Genomic DNA, 26,222 nt, shown 5'->3' with positions numbered 1-26,222 from the left:
TAAAGAAAAAGGGGCCTCCGAAGGTTCATTGGACCTTTTGGATTGCCCCTATTTTGCAGGTCGGGCTTATCTGATGGGCAGGTAAATGTCCACCGTTGTGCCTTCGTTCACTTTGCTTGTGATGAGCAGCCGTCCTTTGTGAGCTTCAATGATTCTTTTCACGATCATCATACCAAGGCCATTGCCTTCGGCTTTGGTTGTATGGAATGGCTCTCCGATCCGCTGCAGCACCTCGTCGGTCATTCCCACTCCGTTATCAGAAATTCGGATGCGCTGGTAAGTCCCCTCGGTATCGAGCAAAATATGGACGGAACCGCCAAAAGGCAAAGCCTCCACAGCATTTTTCAAAATATTCATGAATACCTGTTTTATCTGGTTCCGGTCACAGCGGATAAGATGATCCGCGTCAGTCGTGCAGCTCAGCGTAATGCTGTTCAATGCTGCCTGGATTTCAAACAAATGCAGCACTTCTTGCATAACTGGCATACAGCGCTCTTGCCGGAAATGAACAGCCTGCGGCTTGCCCAGGATCAAAAATTCGCTGACAATCAGGTTCATCCGATCCAGCTCCGACATAATCAGATCATAATGCCTTAGACATGTATTTTTGCCTGATAATTGCAGCATTCCTTTAACGGTTGTCAGCGGATTACGGATTTCATGAGCAATACCGACTGCAATCTGCCCGGCGAAAACCAGCTTCTCGGTATTGCGCAGGATTTCCTCCGTTTTCTTCATCTCGGTTATGTCACGAAGGCTTCCTACCACACGGACAATGGAATGCGCGTTATCATAGACCGGCAGCACATCGAGCATATAATGATGTTCCCCGTCTTGTAAATTGACGCTCAGCTCCACGCCGGTGCAATCCTCAAACCGTTTCATGACCCGCTGAAAATAGCCGCTGACCAAGCCGATATCAAACACGGATTTATCCTTAAATACATCCGGATTACCAAGCTGCAGCATGGAGCGGCACCGTTCGTTCATCTCCAGAATACTGCCTGTGCCGTCTGTAATCACGACCCCGTAAAAGTTCGTATCCAGCAGGAACTGGTTCAAAATCTGCAGCTGGGTGTTTTGTCTGCGCAGCAGCAGTTCCCGTTCCACGGAATCAGCCATTGTACACAGCAAGGCAAGCAAATGGGGATGGGCAAAATGGATATCCGTCATCAGCGAGATAGTCCCCAGAACGGTGCCTTTATCGTTGTGAAATCCAGCCGTATAGCAGGCAAGGCCGTGATGAATAACATGGTAATGATCCTCTCCTATAAGCTGGAAAGGCCGTTGATGTGACAGGCACAGGTCAATGGAATTCGTACCCGCATCTTTATTGAACTGAATGCCTTCCTCGATTCCTAAATGCCTGACCGTCTCGATGATGGTCGGATCGCCCGCGAACTCCAACATATACCCCCGGTCATCGGTAATGGCAATCATAATCGGACTGCCCGAAATGGAGGATAGAAATTTGCTGATAAAAAAGTGGATGACTTCAGTATACTCCTGGTATTTCACCAACTTCGCCGCCAGCTCCGCATGACTGTACCGCCGTGTAAACGCGGGAAGCTCGTCCGGTTTAATCCCCATCTGCCTGCAATACTGTTTGGACACCGCAATGGCATCTGCAGTATCTATTTTAGATAATGGTCCTCCCATGCTAAATACCTCGTTTTTCTACTATACTTAATCATTCATAGATATTTATTATAAAAGTTTCCAAAAATACAAGCGGTTAAAGTTTATGGAGTCCCCCTTATAATACCACCCTATTGCCAATCCTTCACTATAACGTTTTGCCGGGATAAAATAACGCTCATAAAGCATTTCTATGATACACTGTCGATAACAAAAAACAGAGACTTTGCAGGGCCCTAGTGCCCTGGTATAAAGGAGAAGCAATGCAGCCATTTACCATGTTAGTCATTGAACAAATCAAGGCCATTCCTGCCGGAAAAGTCATGACCTACGGCGGCATTGCTGCCGCCGCCGGAAGCCCGCGTGCCGCAAGACAGGTCGTCAGAATCCTTCATTCCATGAGCGGCAAATACCAGCTGCCCTGGCACCGGGTGGTGAATGCCAAAGGAGAAATCGCCCTCACGGACGATGAGTCACGTTTTATGCAGCAATCCCTCCTGGAGGACGAGGGCGTGGAATTCATCCGCGACGGCCGGATCGACCTGTCGGTGTATGGAATGTAGTTCGGCAGGACATTGGCCAGGAGTCCTGCATAGAAACAGAATAGACGTGCAGATACATATCGTATCTGCACGTCTTCTTTACTTTACGCCATCAGTTTGATTCTGTTTCTCGCGGAGCATCCCCATGTGGATCTGCTCCTTCAGGCGCTCCTTCCCCTGGTGCGGTTTCTGCAGGTGGAACGTTCTCCTCTTGAGGTGGAGACTCTTCATTCGGTGAATTCGCCGGATCATTGGTAGGCTCCGGCGAATTCACCGTTTGCCCGGCTTCCTTGATCGTAAAATGAATCGTTGTGGTGGCAGATTTTTTGCTCTTGGCATGAACCGCAGTGACAGCCAATGTGTATTCGCCCGGCGCCGTGATCGGCGTTCCCTTCATGTATTCCGCTCCATTTAATTGAGCACTGCTTATCGTATCAGCTGTATCTTCCCAGTCCAATACAAGGCCTGGAGCGTACTCTTCCCCGTCCCTTACGCCGCTGATTACCGGCGCAGCCGGTATGGCTTGCGACTCTTCATGCTTGGGAGCCATAAAAGCGATTCCCTTCAACCCGTTCGCCATAGCCGCAAGCAGATCGCCCGACGCGTCCTGGCTGTATTCCCAGAACATGGCGCCCCCCAGCCTCTGATCCAGCACGTACTTCGCCTTTTCCGCTACGGACTGCTCGTCGTCATAGGAAATAAAGACACTGCCACCGAACAGGTATGGGGCTTTGGCGGTATCATCCCAATACCGGGTAAGGCCTTGCTCCGGTCCGTATTGCGCAATGATTTCATTATAGGTCGGCGTTTCCGGAGTGCCTATCGCCTCCTGTCCAAGCCCATCCGGGTTGGAGGCTTTTACATCCGTCCATTTATGGCCATAGAAGGCCGCTCCGATCACAATTTGATCGGCAGGAACGTGATGATTCAAATACAGCTGCACCGAGGAATCGACGCTGATGCTTCCGCCGTACAGGTTCGTATGATGCTCCGTCTTCGCGCTCCATCCTCCGGCGAAATCGTAGGTCATTAAATTGATGTTGTCGACGTATTTGATTACTTCTTCGATTTCGACCCCGTTCAAATACGTCTGCGTCGCGCCGGCGGCAATCGTCAGCTCGTAATAGCGATGCTGTTCGGCGCCCAGCTGATTCAGCTTTTCCCGCATCAGCTTCAGCAGAAGCGAGAAGTTCTGTTTGTCCTCCGGTCTCGCCTTCATGACGCCGTCTGCGCTTTGGGAAGGATACTCCCAATCCAAGTCGATGCCGTCCAAATCATGCTTTTTCACGTAATCGATGATGCTGTTCGTGAATACCTCGCGGCTTTCCTCCGTAAATGCGGCATCGGAGAAGCCGTCCGCTCCCCAGCCGCCAACCGAGTTCAAAATTTTCAGGTGCGGATTTTGCGATCTGAGGTTTTGCAGGTAGGCATAATTGGCATCATCATTCTGGTCCATTGGAATGATTTTGTTGTCTTTGACATGGGTAAACGCATAATTGATATGGGTCAGCTTGGATGCGTCAATCGGTTTGGCATCCGACCAATCGACCCAGCCCGGAACGTAGGCGATGGTTTTCGGTCCTTTAATGGCAAACGGAATATGGGTCGTTGCCGTTTTCAAGCTCTTGCCATGAACCGTAGTTAAAGTAAGCACATATTTTCCCGGTCCCTTAATCGCCTTTCCCTTCACATATGGCCTGCCGTTTAGCTGGGCCGTGCTGGCCGTTCCCGGGGCATCACTCCAATCCGGTATAAAGCCAATTTCGTATTCCTCGTCTTCCTGCACCGAAATCTGAGGCAAGGCCGGAACAGCGTCCAGTTCCTCGTTATAAGGCAGGCCCTTGAGTCCGTCTGCCAGAGCGGTAAGCAGGCTTCCCGATGCATCCTGGCTGTACTCCCAGAACATGGCCCCGCCCAGCTTCTTATCCAATACGTATTTGGCCTTTGCTGCCAAGGATTCCGGATCGTCATAGGAAATGAACGTGCTGCCGTCGAAGAGGTAAGGCGCCTTCGCATCCTCATCCCAAGTACGGACAAATGAGCTATCTGCGTTGTAGTTCGCCAAAATGTCCGTATAGGTTGGCGTGTCGCCGCTTCCCGTCGCTTTCCTTCCAACAGCTGTCCCCTCACCAGCCTCCACATCCGTCCATTTATGGCTATAGAAGGCCGCACCGATGACGATTTTATGTGCGGGAACCTTGCTTTGCAGCAATACCTGCACGCATAAATCGGTGCTGATGTTCTTGCCGTACAGATGGGTATGATGCGCCGTATTCGGTACCCAGCCGCCTGCAAAGTCATAGGTCATCACGTTGATGTTATCGAGCAGCGGGGTAATTTTGTCGATCTCCACGCCATCCAGATAGCTCCATCCGGCTCCGGCCGCGATCGTCAGCTCATAGTATTTGTTGTTTTCCAGGCCCAGCGTATTCAGCTTCTCGCGGATCAGCTTCAGCACCAAGGTAAAGTTTTCTTTGTCTTCAGGTCTTGCTTTTGTTTCTCCTGCTGGCTGGGTAGGGTACTCCCAATCCAGGTCAATCCCATCCAGATTGTATTTCTTCACATAATCGATGATGCTGTCCGCAAACACGAGGCGTGATTCTTCCGTGAACGCCGCGTCCGAAAATCCGTCTGCAGCCCAGCCGCGGACCGAGTTCAATATTTTCAAATTCGGGTTTTGGGATTTCAAGCTGCTGAGATACGCATAGTTATCATCATCATTCTGACCTGCGATCGGAATGATCTTGTTGTCCTTGATGTGGGTGAACGCATAGTTGATATGGGTCAGCTTGGAAGCATCCACCGGGCGAGCGTCCGACCAATTGCTCCAGCCCGCTACATAGCCGATCAACTTCTTCTGTGGGTCCATCGTAAAGTTGACGGTTGTGCTCGCCTTCTTGCCGCTCGTCTTGTGGACGGCCGTGACAATCAGTGTGTACTTACCAGCCTCAATAATGCCTGTGCCCTTTACATAAGCGGCTCCATTCAGTGTCGCACTGCTGGTCGTTCCCGCGGCATCGCTCCAATTCGGAAGCACGCCTGAGTGATATGTCGCGCCGTTTGCCACGCCCGTTACGATGGGAGCCTGCGGCACGGTGCTATCGTTGCCTCCGCCGGAGCCCGAACCGCCACCCGAGCTGCTTCCACCGGAGCTGCTGCCCGATCCTGCACTGCTGCCAGGAGTGCCTGTTGTGACCGAACCGGCCTGAGGTCCATCCACGCTAAGCGGAGCCGTCTGGAATGAGGAGCCTTTTGCTCCTTCATTAATGGTAGCTTTTTGGATTTTACCGCTTCCCAAGACCTTTGTCAGCGTATTCAGTACCAGGTTAGATATGCTTGCATCGCTGCTAAGCTGCAGTGTATTGCCCTGGCCATCGAACACGACAGAACCGAGTGAGCTGCCGCTGATTTCGAGCTCTACTCCCGAAGCTCTCACGGTGAGCATTCCTTCCACCTTTACATTTTTCAAAATCACTTTTCCGGAGCTAATTCCCTTCTCCAGAATAAGGTTCCCTTGGATCACCAGATTTTGAAGGATAATCCCCGAAGCAGAAACAACAACGTTTCTGCTGATCGTTTCTGTACCTGAGGCCGGTCCATAGGTGCCCGCCTTATCGTAGGAAACTCCCGCCGGTGTTACCGGCAGGCGGCTGATCAATGCCGCGCCCTCAGCCCGCGTAAGAGGAGACTTCGGACGGAGTGTGCTATCCTCGTAACCGCCAAGCTTGCCCTGCTGTATCAAATAGGCAAGAGCTTGCCGGCTCCAAGCCGAGACATTAGCGGAATCCTTGAACGGCTTAAGCAGTTCAGAATCATTAACCGCTCCTGCTTTCAGAACCTTGGCCAGCATCACAGCGGCCTCTTCTCTGGAGACAATCTGATCCGGATGGATCATACCATCCTGATCACCTGCAATATAACCTGCCTGCAGGGCCCTTGCAGCTTCTGCATATTGCCATTGTCCGGTCTTCAGATCCGGGAATGTTACCGCCTTTTCGGCAGTAAAATGAAAGTACCTGTTGATCAGTGCCATCAGCTCAGCCCTGGTCAGTGCCTGATCCGGCTTCATCGAACCGTCAGGATATCCCTTAAGGAGCCCTTGATCCTGCCAGCCCGTGAGAAGCTGCTCCGCCCAGTGTCCCCGAATATCGGAGGAACGAGCTGAAACCTGTCCGGCAAAAGCATATGAAGATGCTATGATGGCTGCGCAAACGAAGTAAATAAACCACTTCCATTTCATCTTTTTATGAAGCGCTTTCATAGCACACCCCAATCTATCAGATTTGATGCAATGCGCCAACCTACAGGAAACGACTGTACACCTCCAATTTTCTGATGCTTATTGGCGTATGCATTGCTATTAAACCCGGCCTTGAAGGACCAGACTTAATGACCTTTGTGATTCTGACTGATCAGGAAGGACGAATATGAATTTGAAGATAAGCTCCGCAGGGCAAGCCATTTTGTGTATATAAAAACATGGAAGAGTAATAACCAAGGGAAATGAAAGGGGTCAACCATCTGTCGGTCCAGCAATATCAGCATAGCATCCCTTTCCGCTCACGAAAATCGCTTTCAGGATAAGTATCTTATTTCATTGATTTGTATCTTTTCGAAGAAAACATGAAAAAGCCCTCAGACAAAAAGTCCGAAGGCTGCGGGTTATTGTCTTTAAGGCAGGCTTACGAGGAATGGTTTGACGGTATTAGCAAAGCTGTAATTACTGGTCTTATCCCAGTTAATCGACCATGTCATGGCACCGCGGATATCCGGGTATTTGGCAACAGGCTTGTAGCTGCCGCAGCTGGTTCCATTCGCGAGACAGCTAAGGGCATTATTGACGACGGCTGGAGATACATAGCCACCCCCAGCGGCGCCGGATACTGCAGGCACGCCGATGCCCAGCTGTGAAGGTGCAACCCACTGCAGTGACAGATCGGACAGCGCAGTCAAGAAATCGACTGTTCCCTGGGAGTAACATTTGCCGTCACGTCCCAGCATGCAGCCGGAATTATAGTACTGAACGTTAATAACCGTCGTAATATCCTTGAGGTTATTATATAGCTGCATATAGGATGTGCTTGAACTCTGCATATCGATGGTTTGCGGAGCCATAGTCAGAATAAAGCCGGAGCCCACTCGCTGCTGCAGCTGCTTGACGGCATTGGTGAGGTTAGCCACATTCATTCCGTTCTCCAGATCGATATCAACACCATCGAGACCATATGTCGTGATGATGCTGTACATACTGTCCACGAAGTTCGCTACGTTTGGTGAAGCACTGCCTAGGTTGACATTGCCTTTTTCACCGCCTACGGAAATGATGACCTTCTTGCCTTGAGCATGCTTGGCCTGAATATCGCTGATCAGATTAGCGTTCGTATAGCCGCCAAGCGCACTCGAGAGTGAGGAATCCACGTTAAACGTTACGCCCCCCGGCTTGGCAGGATCCATGTCGGCAAAAGCCAGTACGATGATATCATATTGACTTGGTACATCACTTAGTCTCAGATTGGAGGAGCCATTGATGAAGTTATGCCAATAACCGGTAAGAACATGCTTCGGAAGCTGGCCTCCCCCGCCGCCTGTACTTTGGGTTGTGCCTGTAACAGAAGCGCTTTGAGGAGACATGTTACCGGCAGCATCCTTGGCAGCTACCTTGAAGGTATAAGCCGTTCCCGCTGCAAGTCCCGTAACCGTAGCTGTTGTTCCCGTAACGGTCATGACCTGCGTTGTCCCTTGGTAGACATTATAGCCAGTTACACCAACATTATCAGTGGAGGCTGTCCACGAGAGGGAAACGCTCGAGGTCGTAACGCTGGTTACAGCCAGATTTGTTGGCATCGTTGGTGCCTGTGTATCCGTTCCGCCGCCGCTCGCGCTGGTTTTTACGCTGAGGACGCCGCTCGCTGCAGATACATTGCCAGCTGCATCTTTAGCCTTTACGGTATAGGAGTAAGTCGTATCCGCCGTTAAGCTGGTATGGATAAATGCCAGCGTATTTCCAGACACGCTGCCTACAAGCGAGCTGCCCTGGTATACGTCATAGCCCGTCACACCAACATTATCCGTTGAAGCATTCCAGGCCAGTGAAATAGTGGAAGAAGTAACAGCGGTCGATCTCAGGTTAGCCGGAGCTGATGGAGCCTGCTGGTCGCCTCCGCCTCCAGGAACGAGCTGCCACAGCGCGGGTACATTTGGCGGTTCCCAGCCGGTCAAAGAGGTATGTGGCTGAACCACCTTATAAGTGCTGCCTCCATAGGTCACGGTGTCATTCGCCGCGTATGCGACACTCGGAGCCCAGGCTCCGCGGTCCGCAGCCGATGCTATCGACGGCAGCAGCCCGATGAACAAAGCCATTATGATGACCAGTGGCAGAAAACGGGTAAATGATCTGCCTTTTGATAATGAAGCTTTTCTCATGAAATCTCCTCCTCATAAATGAAATCATGATTCAATCCAGCTTTTCATGCCTTCCGCTTTGCTTCTGCATCCACCCCCTTCGCGCTGTTTCACGCCTTGGTCATGTCAACGCCCGCGGTGCATCATATGGCAACTATGCAATGGCATAAGAAGAAACAATAGTCTCATTTGCAAGGACAGATCGCGTAACGATACAGTTACACTCCGGGAGAATTCAAACTTTGAAAGCGCTTGCAGTTTATGCGTAACCAGCTTGTCCTTCCTTACTTCATGGGAGGTTTAATATTAACTTTCCATCTGCTCATGTCATGAATAACCATAACTTATACTAATTGTAATTAAGTGTTATTTGTCGGGATATAGACCGATAGTTGCAATTTTAATAATAAAAATCAACGATTTTGAAAAAACAAAAAAAGAAGCCCCTTCCTGTTTAGGAATCGGGGCATGGACATTACCAGCGAATCGACTTTAACAATTCAATGATGCGCTTCCGCTCAGACTCTGGCAATTGCCAGTCTTTCACTTCCTCTATAATCGACGACCTGTTAACAAAACCCTTCGCAAGTCCGTTGAGCCGCGCCCCCAGAGTAGACCCGTCCATGTCCGGGATGGAGGAGGTACCATGAAAGCAGCTTTTCCACCGCATCCGGATGACGCTTAAGATAATACTTTTGGTGCTTCTCTTCTGCGGGATAAAATACGGTAAAAGGATGGATTTCCGTAGCCGGTTCACCCTGGCCGGATTCACGCCGTTCTTCCAGTACTCGGTCAATAGCATTCTTCTGCTCCGGGCTGCGGTAAAGCAGCATGGATTGGTACTGCCGCCCTTTATAGTCATTGATATTTAGCGGGCTATGATTGTCCCAAAATACACGCAAAATCTCCCCGTATGACAGAAGCTCAGGGTCAAAATCAAACTCCACCGTTTTTGTATGATCGCCCATATGACGATAGGTCGGATCGGCGGGAGTTCCTCCCGCATACCCCGTTCGCGTGCTTATGACCCCGGGCATAGAGCCAAATAGCGCCTCCGGACTCCAAAAACAGCCCATTCCGAGTACTGCCGTCTGCATCTGGATTTTATTCATTGTCGTATGATTTAGCAGCTTCCTTCATCTTCTCGCCCAGCAAGCGGAACGCTTCCCGGACTTTGTCCTTCGGCACGTTCGCGTAACGGTCCCCAATGCTGATCTCGCAAAGGCAAGTGCCTTCATCGGTATTGCGCAGCCAAGCCGTTAATCCGACCCCGGTCGTTTCGAACACGGAGGTGAGAATCGGAACCATTTTCTCTTCCGGAAGCTCGAAGTAAACATGGAACATATTCGACACCGGCACCTCCGGTTTGGTGAAAATACCCGCGCATTCATTAAAGAAAGCAGCAAGTTCCTTTGCTTCCTCATAATACTGCGCCATTTTGCCGATCCGCTGGTCGAAGTAGTATTCCGAGCTGACAATATACGGATACAAGCTGATCAGATCGCCGCCGTGGCGTCTTTTCCATACCTTCGACTGCTCCGTAAAATCGGCAGCTCCGGCCAGAATAGCTCCTGCGATCCCACCGATCCCCTTGTAAAAGGATACATACACGCTGTCAAACAACGCGCATATTTCCGCAGCAGATTTCCCGTAATACGGCGTGATCTCGAATAATCTGGCTCCGTCCAAATGCAGCTTGATCCCTTTTTCCCGGCAATAGGCGGAAATAGCTTCAAGTTCCTCAAACTCCGGCAGCTGGCCGCCGATCTCTCGTTGTGGAAGCTCCAGAAGCAGGCAGGAAATTTCCTTGCCCAGCTGCTGCACATCCGTAAGGCTGATCAGCCGGTCTTTGTCCGCCAGCAAAATCGGCTCGATGTGATGAAGCTCCTTCATGCCGTCCTGCTCGTGAATTTCCAGATGACATAATGGGTGATAGGCGACCCGCTTCAATCCCTTCTCGTCGCACCAGATTCTTAGCGCAATCTGCTGCGCCATCGTACCGCTTGGAAAGAATACCGCCGATTCCTTGCCCAAAACCGATGCCATTTTATTCTGAAAATCTTCAATGACCTTGCCGTTTCCGTACATATCGCTGCTCAGACTTCCCTGAACCGCTTCAAAAGCCTCCTTCAGAACCTGAATATCCCGCGGACCATTGCCTCCCAGCGGGTAAGCCGTCTGCTCAAATGCCTCAATTAATGTTTTGCCGCTCATGACCGCTTGTCCCCCTTTGGTAAACCCTACTCCTCTAGCATACTAAATTCGCATCATGAAGAAAAATCATATTTATGTCAGCCCCTTGCCTGTACGCAAACCTTGATTATGTTAAAGCTGCAGGCACTCATATAGGCACCTCCATATAGGCAGCCGCATACGATGGATCATGCTATAACCCTAAACGGAGGTCTTAAATATGAGTCTGCAATATCCTGGCTATCAACAGCAAACCTTGTATCAAGCTGAGCCGACTATGCACCATACCCTTACATCAGTCCGCGACCATTTCAGCCATATGTGCAAGAAACATGTCAATCAGCATGTCCGAGTTGAAACGTTGGATGGCGATGTTTTTGAAGGAACGATCGTTAACTGCAACAAAGGAATTCTTTACATCCAAATGCAAATGCCGCAGCAGAACGGACAGCGCAGCTTTGGTCGTCCCCCGTTTTTCAACAATGTCATATTGCCTTTGGTTCTGTATGAATTGCTTGTCATTACCCTGCTGGCCTAATCCATTAAATGACTGAACATTATCATATGCCATGAATAAGGAGTGTTATAAAATGGCTTTTATGCCCCCTTTTGGTCCACAAGGACAGCAGCAGGCACCCGCTTCCCCACCACCGCAATTCACACCCCCGATGCCTGCCGCCTCTACATTCGCTGTTGATCCCGGAGCGATTTCCGGCTGCTTGTTCCGCAATACCTACGTTTGGCTGGTTGGCGGCAGTGGCTTCTGGTTCTATCCGGTCTTTGTTGGACGGACTTCCGTCGCAGGATTCAGGTGGAACGGCTTCTTCTGGATGTATTCCGGAGTAGATTTAAGACAAATCCAGTCGTTTACATGCTTCTAGCCAAGGCGATTCTGAAATACGTACACAAAAGCCCCTGCTCCGCTGTTTAAACAGCGGCAGGGGCTTTTACGATCTCCTTGATCATGTCTCGTTACGGCATACGTTTCTCTCTAGTCTAAAAGGCGGGAAGCTTACTTGGCAGCTGCTTCCTTCTCAGCGATTTGCTGCTTGTACTGCTCCAGCAGCTCAGCCAGTGCTTTCTTAATGGCGTCTGCATTGTTGGATTCTTCGGCATCAGACAAAGCAGCCCAAGCTTTTGCGAATGGTGTATCAGCTTCTTTTGCCTCCGTGGAGGAGATGGATACAGCGATCGAAGCCTGTTCTGTCTTATTTTTCGAATCCGTCAGACTTGCTGCCGGAATAGCCATCTCATAGCGGTCTGTCTTCACTCCCGCAATATCCTTTACCGTAGCCATGCTAATGGTCAGCTTCTCGGCAGGAGTCGTTTTCTCTCCTGTGGTAGGAACAGCCACTGCATATTCGCCTGTTTTTTCTCCAGTGATATCCTTTATCTTTTCCGCATTAAAGGTAAGCTTTTCTGCTGGAATGGTCTTCACAGCTGCGGTAGAGAAGGACAGTTGGCCTGTTTGTTCTCCAGAGGCATCCTTCAGGCTTTCCGCTTTACTGACAACGATATCCTTTGTCATTTCCGAAGCGAAGGTTTTTCTGAATTGTTCCAGCGTCTTCTTCCAATCCTCCGCCGTTTCCGGCGCATACTTTTGGGCAAGAGCCAGCGGATCGGAAATCTTCGTGATCATAATTCCCTGCACGTTATTGCTATCCTTGGCGGGGACGGCGATCGCTGCCAGTGTATTTACAGCAGATGTCTCGGCCTTCGAGCTGCTGTCCGCATTAGTTACAGCCGGAGCTGCAACAGCGGAAAACATCAATGCGGATAAAGCGGTTCTTTTAAGTATGTTTTGTACGTTCATGGTTCAACACTCCTTTGGATTGGTCTAGCAAGTCCCAGTGTACGAATTAGATGTGGCATAACATGGGTCAATTTGTGGAAAATGGATGGCAAAGACCTACTCTACTAACCGTTTCACAATCGCGTCATATGCCAGAACAGCGGACTCGGAGCAGGCGAATAAAACACACCAGCACAGTACCATCAACCCTGTGATCCGGAAGACTTTCTTGAGGACGGTATGCGGCTTCCTATCTGAACATGTTGTTTCCTTGGCCATCTTCTTCCACTCCTTTGCGTCGGCGGACCGATCACCCTGCCGGCATTCTTCATATACAAGGGTGCTTGCAAGTTCCAGTGTAGTGAGCGGATGTGGCAGGCTATTGGTGGATTTGTGGAAAAACGATGGCATTTTCCCTCCGCCGCCTTCCCATTGGTATACTTATAAGAGAAATTCCGCTTGGAGGATATATCAATGAATAACAATTATCTCATTGCCGTCGTGGACGATGATTTGAATATACGCAATCTGGTGGAAGCCTTTTTGCAAAAAGAAAATTACCGCACGGTTGGACTTGGCAGCGCAGAAGAAGCCTGGGAACTGTGGAGGAACAGTCCCCCCGACATGTGGGTGCTGGATATTATGCTGCCCGGCATGGATGGATACGAGCTTTGTCGGCGAATCCGGAGCGAGGCGGAAGTACCGATCATCATGATTTCTGCCAGAGACAATGAGGTGGATAAAATCCTTGGGCTGGAACTCGGGAGCGACGACTATCTGGTGAAGCCGTTCAGCCCGCGCGAGCTTGTGGCCCGCATTAAAAGACAGCTTCAGCGCTGGTATAAAATGAACGGCACGGAAGGACATGCAGTCGCAGCATCGCCTGTGTCAATCGAGATCGGCCGCCTGCAGCTGCTGCCGGAGGAACGCCGCGTGTTCTGGCAGGGCGAAGAAGTGGATCTCACCAGTAAGGAGTTTACGATGCTGCAGGTTTTTGCCGAAAATCCTAACCGCGCCTTTACGAGAGACGAGCTGCTCACCTATGTCTGGGGAGATGATTATTTTGGCAGTGACCGTGCGGTGGACCACTTGATTAAGCGGATGCGCAAAAAAATCGGGCATCTGCCGATTGAAGCGGTGTGGGGACATGGTTACCGGATGAGAAATGATGGAGGTGGCAGAAGCGATGAAGCTCGTTCATCAGATTAATTTGGCCTTTGGCATTGCTCTGGTATTGGTGCTATCCGTTACCGGGATCATCATTCACTACGTACTGCTCGATCACCTGATCGGCGCGCAGAGAAACGACCTGAAAGCCATGAGCGCGGAAATGACGGCCACTATGCAGCAGGGATACACGGCGATGAACAGTGTAGCGGTCAAAGATTATGCTATGGCAGTACCCATTACACCTTCGAATCTCAGTGTGAACGCCATTCTAACCGATTCAACAGGCAGCATTCTCTCGGTATCTCCGTCAACGGCTTATTCTATAGAATCGTCCCCGTCTGTTGACACGGGCAAAATGGCTAAACTGCAAACGGCCACCGTACAAAGCATCCAGAACGGCACCGCCAAGGACTTTATTACAGTCGACAATGTGACGCCTCAGGGAAAATTAACATTGTACACGCCCCTAAGCAAAATCAAAACTATTGAACAGGCGCTGCTGAAACGGCTGCTTATTATTTTCAGCACAGCGGGGCTCGTCATGCTTATCCTCAGCCTGTTTATTACGAAAAAGTTCATTGAGCCTTTAATCCAGCTGCGGGATGAGCTGAACAAAGTGAAGGAACGCCGCTTCGCTGACGTTAGTTTCGTGAAGGCTGGCGGCGAGATCGGCTCGGTGGCCAAATCGGTATTTGACATGGCCGGCGAGTTGAACCGCTTCAATCATGTGCAAAAACAATTTTTCCAAAATGCATCGCATGAATTAAAAACGCCGCTGATGTCCATCTCCGGTTATGCGGAAGGCATTCGCGACGGTGTCTTTGAAGGGGAAAACGTCCGCAAGGGGCTAGATGTCATCATGAGCGAAAGCGCACGCCTCAAAAAGCTTGTCACCGAAATGACGCTGCTGGCCAAGCTGGACAGTGAAGAGGATGTGTTCAAGGCCGAGGAAATTTGCCTCCAGGACCTGCTGACGGAAACGGTGGAACGCATGAATCCCCTTCTCGTTAAAAAAGGAATCACGCTGCATACGATGTACGAGGACATCGGGCCGGTGAAGCTGCGCGCGGATCGCGACAAGCTGCTGCAGGCGCTGCTGAACGTCGTCTCCAATGCGGTACGTTACGCCAAGCATCATATTTATATCCATGTGGAGATCCAGAACAAGCATATAGTCATTCGGATAAGTGATGACGGACCGGGCATATCAGAGACTCTGCTCCCGTATCTCTTCCACCGTTTTGTCAAAGGAAAAGACGGTGAATCCGGCCTCGGACTCGCCATATCTCGCGCCATAGTCGAGCGCAGCGGCGGCTTAATTCAGGCTGGCAACAAACGCGGAGGTGGAGCGGTGATTTCGCTGGATTTTCCTGCGGTACCGGGGACTTAGCAGCACTGCCCCTCCCGAAGAAACAATCTGTATACTAATTCCCGATAAAAAAAGACCCTCGAAGGGTCTTTTTTTTGTTTATTCTCGTAAGCCCCTATTTCAGCAGCTCCTGTACAAGTCGCAGCACCGAACGCAGACGCGGCTGCTTTAAATGCTCCTGTACATACCGGTAGTTCGTCAATTCAACGCCGGCATCGCGAAGAGCATAGCTGAAATCTTCGTCAAAAGGGAGCCGGAATTCCCATACCCGCTTGGCGTAATTCGGAATGTTCTCCTCCATCCACGGATCCTCGACACCGGGATGGATGTAAGTCTCGCAGACACCGTCCGGCAGATGGTACAGCTTGGCGATCATCGACTGCTTAAAGCTGTCATAAGTCTCCCCTTCCTCTATGCCGAAGGGATGGGACAGCAGATAATCAGGAATCGGCACGCCAAGCGCATCCGCCAAGGCTACCACACGGGCAACCGGACGCTCGATATCGCTCAGTGAACCCAGCAGCGGGTCTTCCTTGTAGATATGCCGGAAAAAGCGCATCGGCAGCTTCCAGCGCGATACCTTCCAAAGCGTCTGTGGAAGCAGGCTCCGTCCGGTTTCCATCCCGTACAGACTTCCCATATGATTGTCGACATGGCTAATGGCGATGCCTGCCTTCCGTGCCCGCTCATACTGGGCATCGATCTCTTTCATCGCAGCCTTCGTCTCTGCACCCTGTTCAAATTCCCTCACGGTACGGTATTGATAGCCGCTGTCGTCATGCAGCGACGGATTACCCGTCAGGCTGCGCCAACGAAGCGCTTCAAATTCGCTGGTCATCGTCAGATGCAGCCCAACGTTGGGCTGCTTCCGGCGGGCCGTCCATGCTGCCGCCTCCTCAAAGCCGGGGGCAACCGCCATAATTGTGGCTGAAGATACCTTTCCCTCTTCCAAAAGAGCCATGATCGCCTGGTTCAAGGCAGGGCTTTGTCCGAAATCGTCACAGTTGATGATGAGTTTCTTCCCCATGCGTTAAGTCCCCCCTACGATGCGTCGTAAATTCAAATCGGGTAAGCAGCGAAATCACAATGGATACGAGAAGCAGACAGAACGGCACGACACTGATCAGCACCCGGAACGTCATTTCGGGATTCGCTCCCGGCTTCTCACCGCTTTCATAGCCGAAGATTAAACCCACAATCAGAAATGCGAGAGCCGAGATCAGTCCGCTGGAACGGGTAATGAATCCGGCCACGGCCGTATATATCCCCTCTCTGCGCAGGCCCGTTTTCTCTGCATCTTCATCAATGATTCTGCCGCTGACCATCGCCGGTGTCACCAGGAAGCCCGCAAGTCCGAAACCGACAGCGATTCCGGCTGCCACCCCGCTGACCAGGTTAGAGCCGAACCAGAGCGGAAGAACGGATATCGCATAGACAACCAGCGACAACCGCCATACCTTCACCCCGTCCATCCGGCGGCAGATCCAGTACCAGACAAAGACGAGCGGAATGACCGATACGAACACGGCCGCCATAAGAATCGTGACCTGCGCGTCGCCAATTTTCAGCACATACTTCGCATAAAAAGGGATTATTGAGCTGACGAGTCCATTCACCGTCTGAGCGAATGAGTTCGAGATATTAAACAGCCAGAATTTCTTATTCTTCAACGTTTCCTTAAATGCGGCGCCCAGCTTTAATGGCTCTCCCACGCTGTGCTCCTTGCGCTCGCGTACTCCAAGCATGCAGATGAGCATGGCAATCCCGAAAACAAATGCGTAAATGATGGACATGTTGGAGAAATTCAGCGCCTTGAAAATAATAGGCGTAAGCGCCGATCCGATCAGCAGCGCCACTACCTGGTAGCTTTGCTGGATAGCCGATGCCTTGGCTCGGAGACGATCTCCCTGATACAGCTCAGGAAACAAGGCCCCATAATTGACCCACAAAACCGTAGATACCGCCTCAAACAATATCAAAGCCGTCAGAAACCAGGCGAATAGTCCGTTCTGTGATAACCCTCCGGGAGGCGAGAACACCATAATAAATGTCAGCATGAACAGCGGCATAGCACCGAAAATCCACGGTCTCCTCCGACCGAGCCGGGTATTGGTGCGGTCAGACCAGTGGCCAAATAGCGGATTATTAACGGCATCCCAGATGAGAAAGATCGTGCGGGCCAGTGTTGCCAGTCCGATGCCAAGCCCCAACTTTTCCACGTAAAAGAAGCTGTAAAACGTGCTGAATGCCTGGCTCGGAACCATCATGGCAAACATACCGAGAGCGAAGGTGTACGGTGAATTGACCCATTTACGCTGCATGCGCATTCCTCCCATACCGTGAATATCATTTGTTCTATTATATTCAACGCATGGGTTATTTTACCTTTAGGTGCGAGCCAACATAGAAATACTTATATACTAGAAAAACATGTAACCTGAACAATAACAGAAGTGACTATAAACCCCTTTAAGAATAAGTATAAAAGACTTTAACAAAAAGGGACGTGGCCCGTAGGCCCCGCCCCTTTCTTATTCTCGTAATCTACCACTTTCCTCAAAACCCCAGCAAATGCAGCGGAAGGGCCAGCACCGACACCCAGATGCCGGTCAGCCCCATGCTAAAGCCGCTGACAGCTCCCATCCACTCCGAGTCCTTGAGCACGCGCGCCGTGCCGATGCCATGAGAGGTCGTGCCGATGGCAACGCCGATGGCCGTCTCATCCCGGATGCCGCATAGCCGCAGCAGCGGCGGACCCATGATGCTGCCCGCAAGACCCGTCAAGACGGTGAGTACCGCCGTCAGCTCCGGATAGCCGCCATAAAGCCGCGATACCTCCATCGAGATCGGCGTTGTCGCAGACTTGGGCATAAGCGTCCAGGCCATGTCACTCGTTCCGCCCATCCACAGCACGATCAGCCCTGAGCTCAGCAGGCCGCTTAAAGCCCCAATGGTAATACCGCCCAGGATCGGACGCCAGCTGCGGCGGATTCGCTCGGCATTTTTATAGATGGGCACGCCAAGTGCGATCGTCGCCGGACCGAGCAGGAAGCTCAGCCAGGAGCCGCCCTTCTGGTAATCGGATACCGGAATCCTGAGCACCACAAGCATGAGCATAATCATGGCGCTGGTCATGAGCAGCGGCTGAACCCAAGAACGGCGGGATTGCAGCCATAAAAACAGCGCGTACACAATGACGGTAACAGCAATGCCGAATAAGGGATCAGCCGCGATGGACATGAGCATCCTCCTTCTGCTGCCGGGCCTTTCGGGCTTGCAGGCGGTTTTGCACCATCCAGCCGGTTACAAGCAAAGGCAAAAGCAGGCTCACAACTCCACTACCCGTGATTACCGCCCAATGCTCGCGGAGATAAGGAAAGAAAGCAAGGCTGCCTACGATCACCGGCACAAAAAAAAGACTCATATATTTGAGCAGGAACGACGCCGTTTCCTCCACCTTATGGAGCGGCACCCACTTCAAAAACAAAGCCACAATAAATAAAAGCAAGCCGATCACATTGGCGGGGAGCGGCAAGCCCGTTAGACGCTGAATGAGCCAACCAGCCAGCTGAAAAAAGGCAAGTATAGCAAATCCAATCATCTTAATCCCTCCTTGTGAACGGCTTGATGTCTTGTTTAGTCTTATAGAATCTTATAGATCCTTCAGGAATTGTATGATTTTATCATGGAGTCCCGGCAGGCCTTCATGGCCGAAATCAGGGAAAACCTCCAGCTGCACCGGAGCGGTGATCTTGTTGATGGCCGCAAACTGCGTGGACGGCGGACACACGACATCCATCAGGCCAACCCCGACAAGCACGTCAGCCTTGATGCGTGGTGCTAGGTTCTGGATATCGATGTATCCTAGCTTCGTGAAAATCTCTTCCTCGCGCTGATGCTGCGGATCAAAATAGCGGAAGTACGTGCTGAGCTCTTCATAAGCATGCTTGAAGAGATCCATTTCCCATGTTCTGCGGTAATCGCTTAGGAACGGATAGACCGGCGCCGCCTTCTTGATCCGTGGCTCCAAAGCTGCACATGCGATCGTCAGTGCACCACCCTGCGACCAGCCTGTTGCGCCTACACGTTCTGCATCCACTTCCGGCAGATTCATGACAATAGAGGCCAGTTGCGCAGTATCCAGGAATACGTCCCGGAACAGCAGGCGATGCGGGTCCTCATTCTCCAGACCGCGGATTATATGGCCGCGATGCGTATTACCCCGTACCCCGCCGGTATCTTCAGATAAGCCTCCCTGTCCCCGTACGTCCAGGGAAGCGACGGAAAGCCCAAGCGACGGATACACCATCTTGTCCATCCAGTCGCCGCTATTTCCGGTGTAGCCATGGAACTGAAGCACAGCCGGATGCGGCTCTGCAATTCCTTTGGGCCTGATGTACTTCGCATGCACTCTGGCACCGCTTACACCCGTGAAATACAAATGGAAGCATTCCGCGAACGGAAGCTGGAATTCAGCAGGGATCATCTCTACCTGGGGATCTACGGCACGCATCTCCTCAAGCGCCTTTTCCCAATAAGCATCAAAATCATGGGGTCTTGGATTGATTCCTTGGTACGTTTTCAGCTCTGATAGGGGCATATCGACTAGCGGCATCGTCATCACCTTTTTCTTCTGATTTAAACAAATTCGAGTTGACTTTGACAACTACTTTTTTTATCGGCTCGCCCATTATACCATGTTTGCCCCTTAATCCGGGCCGGTGAACATCTGTGGGAAAGAACACAGCATACATACCCGGCTCAAGCTCCAGAAGCTGCTCTGCACCTGTACTTTCATACAAACTGATGTCCTGTCCAGGACGGATTTCACAGGCGACATCCTCATCGGAATGAGCTTTCCAGCCTATGCATTCGCTCCCCCCCACCAGATAGTGGATATCAATGAACAACTCATGCTTCTCTGCCCTTGATCCGATAGGATCGAGAGACTCCAGCTCCGAAAGGGTCAGATAGATATCGGAGCCATTCAGTTCATATCTGCCTTCCTCCAATGAATCAAAATCCGTTTGATCCAACACATCAATCACTTGCCGGAGCAAAGGGTGAATATGCTGCCGGTCTTGTTCCCATTGATCCATTTTGCCGAGAATCATAAAGCCTTCCCCTCTCTGCCCGAGGCTGGCATACGCAGCGGATACTCCCATAGCTGAAGCCCTGCCCCGATCATGCCGCTGTAATTACCACGGTAAGCTGAGACAATCCGGAGACTACCGGTAAAAGAAGGCATTGCGCGCCTCATCGTTTCTTCCCGCACCCGATCTATGAAGGCCTCTCCGCTCTCAGCCACACCCCCGCCAAGCACGATCATCTCCGGGTTAAACATGTGGATGAGCGAAGCCAGCGCCGAGCCCAGCGCGCGGAAGGTCTCATCCATGATCTTACTTGCCGCGGGGTCACCCGCCTGCCAGAGGGCCATGACTTCCCGGGCGTCTACGCCGGCTGCATTTTGACCCATGTCCTCAAGCTCCTTCCGCATGCGCGCGCCGATTCCGGTGCCGGAAGCATACTGCTCCAAGCAGCCCACACCGCCGCAGATACAGGGCAGTCCGTCGAAATCCACCGACATATGTCCGATTTCTCCAGCTCCTCCCCAGCTGCCGCGCACAATTTGCCCGTCCACCATAATCCCTCCGCCAACGCCTGTTCCCAGAGCCAGACATAGAAAATGACGGAGACCTTGGGCGGCACCGAGTCTTTTCTCCGTCAGCGTCAGGACGTTCACATCATTGTCCACGAACACAGGCATCTGGAAACGCTCCTCCAGAATCCGCCGGAGCGGTGTGCCCGTATAGCCGGGAATCAGCTCCGTAGAAAAATGCACCGAACCCTGCTCCCAGTTGATCTGGCCAGCGCTGGCCACGCCAATACCGCGTATTCGGAAGAGGTCTGGGCCCCCTTCATTCTGGAATAGCTTTCCAAGTATCTCCATGATCCGGTCCGGAATACTTCCTTGACCCGGCAATGTAGGCAGAGAGCAAGCGCTAAGCACTTGCCCCCTCTCGTCAACGATGCCTGCATTGATTTTCGTGCCGCCAAGATCAATACCTATGGCATACGTAGAATCGGGTGCATAAACAAGTCGTGTAATCCCCATTTTGCGCCCGCCTATCCCAAAACCACGGACATGGCATGCACGTACTGCTCGGTGATCAGCTGCGGCCTGGTGATGGCGCTGCCGACTACGACGTATTCTGCGCCGACCGCCAATGTCAAAGCCGCGTCTGCCGGTGTGGAGATTTTACCTTCGGCAATCAATACCGCTTGGGTCAGTGACTTGGCGAGCTGTGACAGGAGACGGATATCAGGTCCGGCGATTTGGGCGCTATGCGATGTATATCCCGACAGCGTGGTGCCGACGTAATCTACCCCAAGCTTCTCCGCAGCCATGCCTTCTTCAAATGTCGATACATCAGCCATGACAGCCACTCCAGCTTCATGTGCCGCATCAATCAGTTCCTTGACCATTTCGAGGCGGTTTTCACGGTCTGTCACATCCAGTGCAACGATATCCGCGCCTGCTTCAATGATTTGCTTCACTTCTGTCAACGTAGGCGTAATGAATACATCCGAGCCCGGCATCATCCTTTTAATGATGCCGATTACCGGCAGTTCCACGGCCTGCTTGATGCCCCAAATATCGGGGGCTCCGTTCGCGCGAATGCCAACGGCGCCGGATTGCTGCGCAGCCAAAGCCATTTTTACCATCGTATCTCCGCCATGCAGCGGCTCATTCTCCAGTGCCTGGCAGGACACGATCAAACCCCGGTTTTTAAATATACAATTCATATAGCAGCTCCCCCTCTTACCCAATCAGGCTTTAACTGAAGACATGGCTTCTTCTGTATACTCATGGATTTGCTTTTGCAGCAGTACAATGCGTCCCTTGTCTGCCGGAGACACCGGAAGCAGCGGCAGCCTTGGCTCACCGCATTCTACACCCTGAAGCTTCAATACGGCTTTACAGGCGCCATACAGGGACGGAAAGCTGAGCAGGTTCTTAATGATCTCATTGATTCTAAACTGCCACTCACGAGCATCCTCCACTTTGCCTTCCCGGTAACAGCTCTCCACCTTCAGAAACAGCTCCGGCATCACGCCGTACGTGCCGCCGATACCACCATCGGCGCCGATACTGCGCCCTGCCAGATACTGCTCGTCAGGACCGTTCAGCACCAGAAAATCCGGGCCGCCAACGGCTTTGAACTGCTGCAGCTCAAATGTGCTTTCCGAGGATATCTTCACGCCGATAACTTTATCCTGCGCAGCCATTTTCGCCAATAGATCCGTGGAAAGATTGAATCCGGTTGTTTGCGGAATATGATAGATGATAAAAGGCAGCGATGTGCTGTCGATCATCTCCTGCCAATGCCGTTCCACGCTTGCGGGTGACAGACGATAGTAAATGGCTGGAACTGCAGATATGGCGTCTGCTCCTACCGCTTCGGCATGCCTGGCCAGCTCCACGCTTTCACGGGTTGATGCCGCACCGATGTGGGCGATGATCGTCAGCTCGCTTCCGACTTCCTCCATCACAGCCTCCAGGACAACCTTGCGTTCGGCTGCCGTTTGCAGCATACCTTCTCCGCTGCTTCCACCGACATACAGGCCTCTGACGCCCTTATCCGCGTAGTGGCGGGCAAGCTTGCGTACTCTTACAGGGTCTACGTCCCCCTCTTCGTTATAGCAGGCATAGAATGCGACAATGATTCCTTTGAATTTTTCGATATCAGACATCTCTCTTCCCATCCCTTCATTTTCATTGTTTCTTTTATCATCCAATCGATATGAGGTCTGCAATGAAGGCCTACCCTTTGACCGCACCCATCGTAATCCCCTGTGTAAATGCCTTTTGGAATGCGAGGAAGATCGCGATCATCGGAACAGATGCAAGCGCAGCGCCGGCCATCATTACGCCGTAGTTTGTGGTGTACTCGCCCTGCAGGGTCGCAATGCCCATCGGCAGCGTCATCATGGAGGTCGAACGCGTCATAATCAGCTGGCTGAAGTAGTCATTCCAGGAACCGATAAAGGTGAAAATGGCCAGTGCTCCGAGCGCCGGTGTCAGCAGCGGCAGGATAATGGTCGAGAACATGCGGACCTCCGAGCAGCCGTCGATTTTGGAAGCCTCGATAACCTCCGTTGGAATCGTCTGGGAAAACTGCTTCATCAGGAATACGCCAAACGGCCAACCAATGGCCGGTACGATCAGACCCCGGTATGTATTGACCCAGCCGAAATCAGCCAGCATCGTAAACAGCGGAACAAGGATAACCTGTTTGGGCAGCGCCATCGCAGCCACAAAGAGAGTAAAGATGATTTTCCGGCCCGGGAAGGACTTCTTCGCCAGAACATATCCCGCCAGGGCTGCCACCAGACAAACTGCGGCCATCTCGCAGAACGATATAAAAAAGCTGTTGAACGTCCAGCGCCAGACTGCATTTTTAAAAAGATCAGACCAATTTTGAAACGTAGGATGAAGCGGAAACCATTCCGGTGGAATAGCGGTCGCTGTCGTCTGCTTTTTGAACGCGCCCGTAATAATCCAGTAAAACGGAAAGATGAAAAATAGCGTGGACAGGGTCAGAATCACATTGGATATGATACCGCCGATGCTCCATTGTTTTTTGCCGGATGCTTTGGTACGGGGGATTCCCGCCTTCATTCCGGCCTGTATTGATGAACTCATCGCATGCCCCTCCTAGTACTCAACATCGCTGCCAAAGTATTTGAACTGAATGGTGGAAATAATGCCGATGATAACGGCCAGAATGACGCCCATGGCGGAAGCCATACCGAAGTTGCCTAGCTTGAATGCCTGCTCGTATACGCCGTACATGACGGTCGAAGTGCTGTAGTAGGGACCTCCGGATGTGAGCAGCTGGATAATCGCAAAACACTGAAATGTGTTAATCGTCGTAATGACGATAATATAGAGATTGGTCGGCATCAGCATCGGCCAAATGATTTTCCGGAATATTTGCCAGGACGAAGCCCGGTCGATTTGAGCCGCTTCGATATAAGAGGTTGGAATATTGCCCAGTGAAGCGACATAAAGGATGATCGGCTGCCCCACGGATGTGGTAATGAGCACCGCGATGATCGACAGCAGCGCCGTCTTTTCATTTCCCAGCCAGGAGATCGGTTCTGCTCCGAACAGTCCGGTCAGGTAATTAAGCACGCCGTAGTTCGGGTGGTAGATCCAGCCCCATACAACCGTGATACTGACCACGGAGGAAACGGCCGGCAGGTAGAATACACCTCTGAAGAACGATCTTGCGAATTCTTTTTTACGGTAAATACTCATCGCGACAAAAATGGAAAACACAATCACGACCGGAACCGTGATGATCACGAGCAGTGATGTATTCCATAGCGATTTGATAAAAATTTCGTTGTGGAACAGATCAATGTAGTTGCTAAGGCCCACGTACTCAAATTTCCGCAGACTGTAGTTAAAAAAGCTGATGTAAATCCCTCTCAGCATCGGATATGCAACGAACACGAGGAAGAATCCGAATGCCGGGAGCAAAAACAAATAACTCATGAACCAGTCACGCAAAACATTAGGATTTATTTTTCGTACCCTTGTTTCCATGGCTCTCTCCCCTACTTTCCCATCTCTTTGTTGAAAGGAGTAGCGCACCATCAGGCGCGCTACTCCAAGCTTTTTCGGGCGACAATATGGTTTATTTACCTGCTTCAGCCTTGGCTTTGGTGATGGCTTCATCCGCCTTTTTCGCGAATTCATCCAGTGCTTCCTTGCCTGTAGCCTTGCCAAGCAGCACTCTCTGCAGTTCTGGGAACCAGAACGTACGTACTTCGGCATAACCGTCTACGATGGTTGGCGGATTGGAGTAGAAATCACGGGCTTGTTCAGCGTACGTGTACTCCGGGTCGTCGTATAGACCAGTAATAGAGCTGCGTGCAGACAAACCGCCGGTTTGGATCAGATCCTTCTTGCCCCATTCCGGATCATTGGCAATAAAGTCGATCAGCTTCTTGGAAGCGGCAATTTTGGCATCATCCCCATTGTTGAAAATGGCCATGCCGCCAAGGTAAGGCTCCAGCTTCGGCTTCGCGCCGTCAATGGTAGGGAACGGCACCAGAACATCTTCAAATTCTGCTTTTTTCAGCGTTTTGTTTTGTGCTCTGAGAACCGGTGAGTAGTTCAGCGTAATCGCCAGCTTGCCTTGCAGGAACAAGTCGTTGACGTCACCGCCGGTGAGGGATTCGGAGCCCGAAACAACCAGCTTATCCTTCACGCCTTGTCTGATCCAGTCCAAAGCCGCTCCGGCTTTGTCCGTGTTGATTGCGATTTTGGAATAATCGTCGTTCAGAAAGCTTGCGTTGCCCAGGTTGGCGATATAAGCACGCGTGCCTTGGTCTCCGGCCTGGCTTTTCGCAAAAAATCCGGAAGGAATGATATCAGGAGCTTTTTCTTTCACAGCCTGCAGTGCTTTTTTATATTCATCAAACGTCCAGGTACGGTCTGGACGGTCCAGCGGCAGCAGATCAAGCGCGCCGATTTTTTCGAATACGGTTTTGTTGACGCCCATCATGAATGGAGCGGTATTAATTGGATACATATACGTTTTGTCGCTGACCATGGACTGCTTCCAAAGCGCTTCCGGAACGTCTTTTCTGACTTCATCCGTCACCATGTCATCCAGCGGAGCGAGCAGGTCCTTCTTGGCCCAGTCGAGGATCCGGCCTGGCGCGTCATAGATAACATCCGGAGCGGTATTCGAAGCAATGGCAACATTCAGCTTTTCGGGTCCGGCTTCGAAAGTGATCATCTCCAGATTGACCTTAATCTCAGGGTATTTCTTGTTGAAGGCCTCGATAATCTGCTTCTCATACTTGCCGACTTCCCCGTCAAGCGCCTGAAAGCTCGGGAAGTTCCACCACGTGATTTCTACGGGCTTGGCCGTATCCTTCGGTGTTTCTGCGGTTGTTTCTTTCTTGTCATTGCCTGCCGGCTCGGTTGTTTTCGCCGAATCACTTGTCGATCCGCAAGCAACGAGCTGGGTACCGATCAATGTAATGCCTAGGAGCGTCATCAGCCCTTTTTTTACTGTTCTCATTTCTTACCCCC

At 51.4% G+C, this 26,222-nt stretch carries 24 protein-coding genes; 5 read left to right on the top strand and 19 right to left on the bottom strand.

Annotated elements, in window-relative coordinates:
• Positions 1-66: 66 nt before the first annotated feature.
• Entirely contained in the window at positions 67-1,659 is a 1,593-nt protein-coding gene (locus tag E6W40_RS22395; RefSeq protein ID WP_136607778.1) for an ATP-binding protein, read from the bottom strand.
• Between the two features lie 242 nt (positions 1,660-1,901).
• Here E6W40_RS22395 and E6W40_RS22390 point away from each other — a divergent pair, with 242 nt between their 5' ends.
• Entirely contained in the window at positions 1,902-2,201 is a 300-nt protein-coding gene (locus E6W40_RS22390) for an MGMT family protein (protein ID WP_136607777.1), read from the top strand.
• Between the two features lie 91 nt (positions 2,202-2,292).
• Here the strand turns inward: E6W40_RS22390 and E6W40_RS22385 are convergent, their stop codons facing one another.
• The 4 genes from E6W40_RS22385 to E6W40_RS22370 form a co-directional block, all read right to left on the bottom strand.
• Positions 2,293-6,441, bottom strand: coding sequence for a glycosyl hydrolase family 18 protein (locus E6W40_RS22385; protein ID WP_136607776.1), 4,149 nt, complete (start codon positions 6,439-6,441; stop codon positions 2,293-2,295).
• A 410-nt stretch (positions 6,442-6,851) separates the two neighbouring features.
• The gene (locus tag E6W40_RS22380) at positions 6,852-8,603 is read right to left on the bottom strand and encodes a fibronectin type III domain-containing protein (RefSeq protein WP_136607775.1); all 1,752 of its coding nucleotides are present in this window, start codon (positions 8,601-8,603) and stop codon (positions 6,852-6,854) included.
• A gap of 548 nt (positions 8,604-9,151) precedes the next feature.
• Positions 9,152-9,694: a peptide-methionine (S)-S-oxide reductase MsrA gene (locus E6W40_RS22375; protein ID WP_246073133.1), complete on the bottom strand. Its 543-nt coding sequence runs from the start codon at positions 9,692-9,694 to the stop codon at positions 9,152-9,154.
• Complete coding sequence (locus E6W40_RS22370; RefSeq protein WP_136607774.1) at positions 9,687-10,796, bottom strand: threonine aldolase family protein; 1,110 nt, start codon at positions 10,794-10,796, stop codon at positions 9,687-9,689. Before E6W40_RS22370 ends, E6W40_RS22375 begins: the two co-directional genes overlap by 8 nt.
• Positions 10,797-10,995: 199 nt before the next feature.
• On the opposite strand from E6W40_RS22370, the gene E6W40_RS22365 reads away from it, so the two are divergent.
• Together E6W40_RS22365 and E6W40_RS22360 are read left to right on the top strand one after the other, a co-directional pair.
• The gene (locus E6W40_RS22365) at positions 10,996-11,313 is read left to right on the top strand and encodes a hypothetical protein (RefSeq protein WP_136607773.1); all 318 of its coding nucleotides are present in this window, start codon (positions 10,996-10,998) and stop codon (positions 11,311-11,313) included.
• A gap of 52 nt (positions 11,314-11,365) precedes the next feature.
• Positions 11,366-11,656: a transporter gene (locus E6W40_RS22360; RefSeq protein WP_136607772.1), complete on the top strand. Its 291-nt coding sequence runs from the start codon at positions 11,366-11,368 to the stop codon at positions 11,654-11,656.
• A gap of 131 nt (positions 11,657-11,787) precedes the next feature.
• Here the strand turns inward: E6W40_RS22360 and E6W40_RS22355 are convergent, their stop codons facing one another.
• Both E6W40_RS22355 and E6W40_RS22350 read right to left on the bottom strand, forming a co-directional pair.
• Complete coding sequence (locus E6W40_RS22355; RefSeq protein WP_136607771.1) at positions 11,788-12,588, bottom strand: hypothetical protein; 801 nt, start codon at positions 12,586-12,588, stop codon at positions 11,788-11,790.
• 96 nt (positions 12,589-12,684) lie between these two features.
• Complete coding sequence (locus tag E6W40_RS22350) at positions 12,685-12,978, bottom strand: hypothetical protein (protein WP_136607770.1); 294 nt, start codon at positions 12,976-12,978, stop codon at positions 12,685-12,687.
• A 63-nt stretch (positions 12,979-13,041) separates the two neighbouring features.
• On the opposite strand from E6W40_RS22350, the gene E6W40_RS22345 reads away from it, so the two are divergent.
• On the top strand, positions 13,042-13,776 hold the full coding sequence (locus tag E6W40_RS22345; RefSeq protein ID WP_136607769.1) for a response regulator transcription factor: 735 nt from the start codon (positions 13,042-13,044) through the stop codon (positions 13,774-13,776).
• Entirely contained in the window at positions 13,754-15,127 is a 1,374-nt protein-coding gene (locus E6W40_RS22340) for a sensor histidine kinase (RefSeq protein ID WP_136608202.1), read from the top strand. Before E6W40_RS22345 ends, E6W40_RS22340 begins: the two co-directional genes overlap by 23 nt.
• Positions 15,128-15,221: 94 nt before the next feature.
• On the opposite strand, the gene E6W40_RS22335 is transcribed toward E6W40_RS22340, so the two are convergent.
• The 12 genes from E6W40_RS22335 to E6W40_RS22280 all read right to left on the bottom strand — a co-directional run bounded on the left by E6W40_RS22335 (position 15,222) and on the right by E6W40_RS22280 (position 26,211).
• The gene (locus E6W40_RS22335; protein ID WP_136607768.1) at positions 15,222-16,133 is read right to left on the bottom strand and encodes a polysaccharide deacetylase family protein; all 912 of its coding nucleotides are present in this window, start codon (positions 16,131-16,133) and stop codon (positions 15,222-15,224) included.
• Entirely contained in the window at positions 16,105-17,427 is a 1,323-nt protein-coding gene (locus tag E6W40_RS22330; protein ID WP_136607767.1) for an MFS transporter, read from the bottom strand. Before E6W40_RS22330 ends, E6W40_RS22335 begins: the two co-directional genes overlap by 29 nt.
• 235 nt (positions 17,428-17,662) lie before the next feature.
• Positions 17,663-18,346, bottom strand: a complete 684-nt coding sequence (locus E6W40_RS22325; protein WP_136607766.1) for an LrgB family protein — start codon at positions 18,344-18,346, stop codon at positions 17,663-17,665.
• Positions 18,330-18,707, bottom strand: coding sequence for a CidA/LrgA family protein (locus tag E6W40_RS22320; RefSeq protein WP_136607765.1), 378 nt, complete (start codon positions 18,705-18,707; stop codon positions 18,330-18,332). The genes E6W40_RS22325 and E6W40_RS22320 overlap by 17 nt, the downstream gene beginning before the upstream one ends.
• Before the next feature lie 51 nt (positions 18,708-18,758).
• Positions 18,759-19,721: an acetylxylan esterase gene (locus E6W40_RS22315; RefSeq protein ID WP_136607764.1), complete on the bottom strand. Its 963-nt coding sequence runs from the start codon at positions 19,719-19,721 to the stop codon at positions 18,759-18,761.
• On the bottom strand, positions 19,654-20,220 hold the full coding sequence (locus E6W40_RS22310) for a NanQ anomerase/TabA/YiaL family protein (RefSeq protein ID WP_168929012.1): 567 nt from the start codon (positions 20,218-20,220) through the stop codon (positions 19,654-19,656). The genes E6W40_RS22315 and E6W40_RS22310 overlap by 68 nt, the downstream gene beginning before the upstream one ends.
• Complete coding sequence (locus E6W40_RS22305) at positions 20,217-21,221, bottom strand: ROK family protein (RefSeq protein WP_136607762.1); 1,005 nt, start codon at positions 21,219-21,221, stop codon at positions 20,217-20,219. Before E6W40_RS22305 ends, E6W40_RS22310 begins: the two co-directional genes overlap by 4 nt.
• 11 nt (positions 21,222-21,232) lie before the next feature.
• Positions 21,233-21,913: an N-acetylmannosamine-6-phosphate 2-epimerase gene (locus E6W40_RS22300; RefSeq protein ID WP_136607761.1), complete on the bottom strand. Its 681-nt coding sequence runs from the start codon at positions 21,911-21,913 to the stop codon at positions 21,233-21,235.
• Between the two features lie 24 nt (positions 21,914-21,937).
• Positions 21,938-22,861: a dihydrodipicolinate synthase family protein gene (locus E6W40_RS22295; RefSeq protein WP_136607760.1), complete on the bottom strand. Its 924-nt coding sequence runs from the start codon at positions 22,859-22,861 to the stop codon at positions 21,938-21,940.
• 70 nt (positions 22,862-22,931) lie between these two features.
• Positions 22,932-23,813 (bottom strand): carbohydrate ABC transporter permease, encoded by an 882-nt coding sequence (locus tag E6W40_RS22290; RefSeq protein ID WP_244864615.1) that lies wholly within the window; start codon positions 23,811-23,813, stop codon positions 22,932-22,934.
• A gap of 12 nt (positions 23,814-23,825) precedes the next feature.
• Positions 23,826-24,722, bottom strand: coding sequence for a carbohydrate ABC transporter permease (locus E6W40_RS22285; RefSeq protein WP_136607759.1), 897 nt, complete (start codon positions 24,720-24,722; stop codon positions 23,826-23,828).
• A gap of 91 nt (positions 24,723-24,813) precedes the next feature.
• Positions 24,814-26,211 (bottom strand): ABC transporter substrate-binding protein, encoded by a 1,398-nt coding sequence (locus E6W40_RS22280; protein WP_136607758.1) that lies wholly within the window; start codon positions 26,209-26,211, stop codon positions 24,814-24,816.
• Between the last annotated feature and the right edge of the window lie 11 nt (positions 26,212-26,222).

The sequence above is a fragment of the Paenibacillus dokdonensis genome (assembly GCF_004916975.1).
GTDB classification, from domain to species: Bacteria; Bacillota; Bacilli; order Paenibacillales; family Paenibacillaceae; genus Paenibacillus_AQ; species Paenibacillus_AQ dokdonensis.
Note: the sequence above shows the minus strand (reverse complement) of the source record. Positions and strands in the feature narration are given on the sequence as shown.

What these genes read in the sequence shown, in the direction of transcription:
- E6W40_RS22395 (WP_136607778.1), bottom strand. Translation starts at nt 1,659, where the DNA reads ATGGGAGGACCATTATCTAAAATAGATACTGCAGATGCCATTGCGGTG.
- E6W40_RS22390 (WP_136607777.1), top strand. Translation starts at nt 1,902, where the DNA reads ATGCAGCCATTTACCATGTTAGTCATTGAACAAATCAAGGCCATTCCT.
- E6W40_RS22385 (WP_136607776.1), bottom strand. Translation starts at nt 6,441, where the DNA reads ATGAAAGCGCTTCATAAAAAGATGAAATGGAAGTGGTTTATTTACTTC.
- E6W40_RS22380 (WP_136607775.1), bottom strand. Translation starts at nt 8,603, where the DNA reads ATGAGAAAAGCTTCATTATCAAAAGGCAGATCATTTACCCGTTTTCTG.
- E6W40_RS22375 (WP_246073133.1), bottom strand. Translation starts at nt 9,694, where the DNA reads ATGAATAAAATCCAGATGCAGACGGCAGTACTCGGAATGGGCTGTTTT.
- E6W40_RS22370 (WP_136607774.1), bottom strand. Translation starts at nt 10,796, where the DNA reads ATGAGCGGCAAAACATTAATTGAGGCATTTGAGCAGACGGCTTACCCG.
- E6W40_RS22365 (WP_136607773.1), top strand. Translation starts at nt 10,996, where the DNA reads ATGAGTCTGCAATATCCTGGCTATCAACAGCAAACCTTGTATCAAGCT.
- E6W40_RS22360 (WP_136607772.1), top strand. Translation starts at nt 11,366, where the DNA reads ATGGCTTTTATGCCCCCTTTTGGTCCACAAGGACAGCAGCAGGCACCC.
- E6W40_RS22355 (WP_136607771.1), bottom strand. Translation starts at nt 12,588, where the DNA reads ATGAACGTACAAAACATACTTAAAAGAACCGCTTTATCCGCATTGATG.
- E6W40_RS22350 (WP_136607770.1), bottom strand. Translation starts at nt 12,978, where the DNA reads ATGCCATCGTTTTTCCACAAATCCACCAATAGCCTGCCACATCCGCTC.
- E6W40_RS22345 (WP_136607769.1), top strand. Translation starts at nt 13,042, where the DNA reads ATGAATAACAATTATCTCATTGCCGTCGTGGACGATGATTTGAATATA.
- E6W40_RS22340 (WP_136608202.1), top strand. Translation starts at nt 13,754, where the DNA reads ATGAAGCTCGTTCATCAGATTAATTTGGCCTTTGGCATTGCTCTGGTA.
- E6W40_RS22335 (WP_136607768.1), bottom strand. Translation starts at nt 16,133, where the DNA reads ATGGGGAAGAAACTCATCATCAACTGTGACGATTTCGGACAAAGCCCT.
- E6W40_RS22330 (WP_136607767.1), bottom strand. Translation starts at nt 17,427, where the DNA reads ATGCAGCGTAAATGGGTCAATTCACCGTACACCTTCGCTCTCGGTATG.
- E6W40_RS22325 (WP_136607766.1), bottom strand. Translation starts at nt 18,346, where the DNA reads ATGTCCATCGCGGCTGATCCCTTATTCGGCATTGCTGTTACCGTCATT.
- E6W40_RS22320 (WP_136607765.1), bottom strand. Translation starts at nt 18,707, where the DNA reads ATGATTGGATTTGCTATACTTGCCTTTTTTCAGCTGGCTGGTTGGCTC.
- E6W40_RS22315 (WP_136607764.1), bottom strand. Translation starts at nt 19,721, where the DNA reads ATGCCGCTAGTCGATATGCCCCTATCAGAGCTGAAAACGTACCAAGGA.
- E6W40_RS22310 (WP_168929012.1), bottom strand. Translation starts at nt 20,220, where the DNA reads ATGATTCTCGGCAAAATGGATCAATGGGAACAAGACCGGCAGCATATT.
- E6W40_RS22305 (WP_136607762.1), bottom strand. Translation starts at nt 21,221, where the DNA reads ATGGGGATTACACGACTTGTTTATGCACCCGATTCTACGTATGCCATA.
- E6W40_RS22300 (WP_136607761.1), bottom strand. Translation starts at nt 21,913, where the DNA reads ATGAATTGTATATTTAAAAACCGGGGTTTGATCGTGTCCTGCCAGGCA.
- E6W40_RS22295 (WP_136607760.1), bottom strand. Translation starts at nt 22,861, where the DNA reads ATGTCTGATATCGAAAAATTCAAAGGAATCATTGTCGCATTCTATGCC.
- E6W40_RS22290 (WP_244864615.1), bottom strand. Translation starts at nt 23,813, where the DNA reads ATGAGTTCATCAATACAGGCCGGAATGAAGGCGGGAATCCCCCGTACC.
- E6W40_RS22285 (WP_136607759.1), bottom strand. Translation starts at nt 24,722, where the DNA reads ATGGAAACAAGGGTACGAAAAATAAATCCTAATGTTTTGCGTGACTGG.
- E6W40_RS22280 (WP_136607758.1), bottom strand. Translation starts at nt 26,211, where the DNA reads ATGAGAACAGTAAAAAAAGGGCTGATGACGCTCCTAGGCATTACATTG.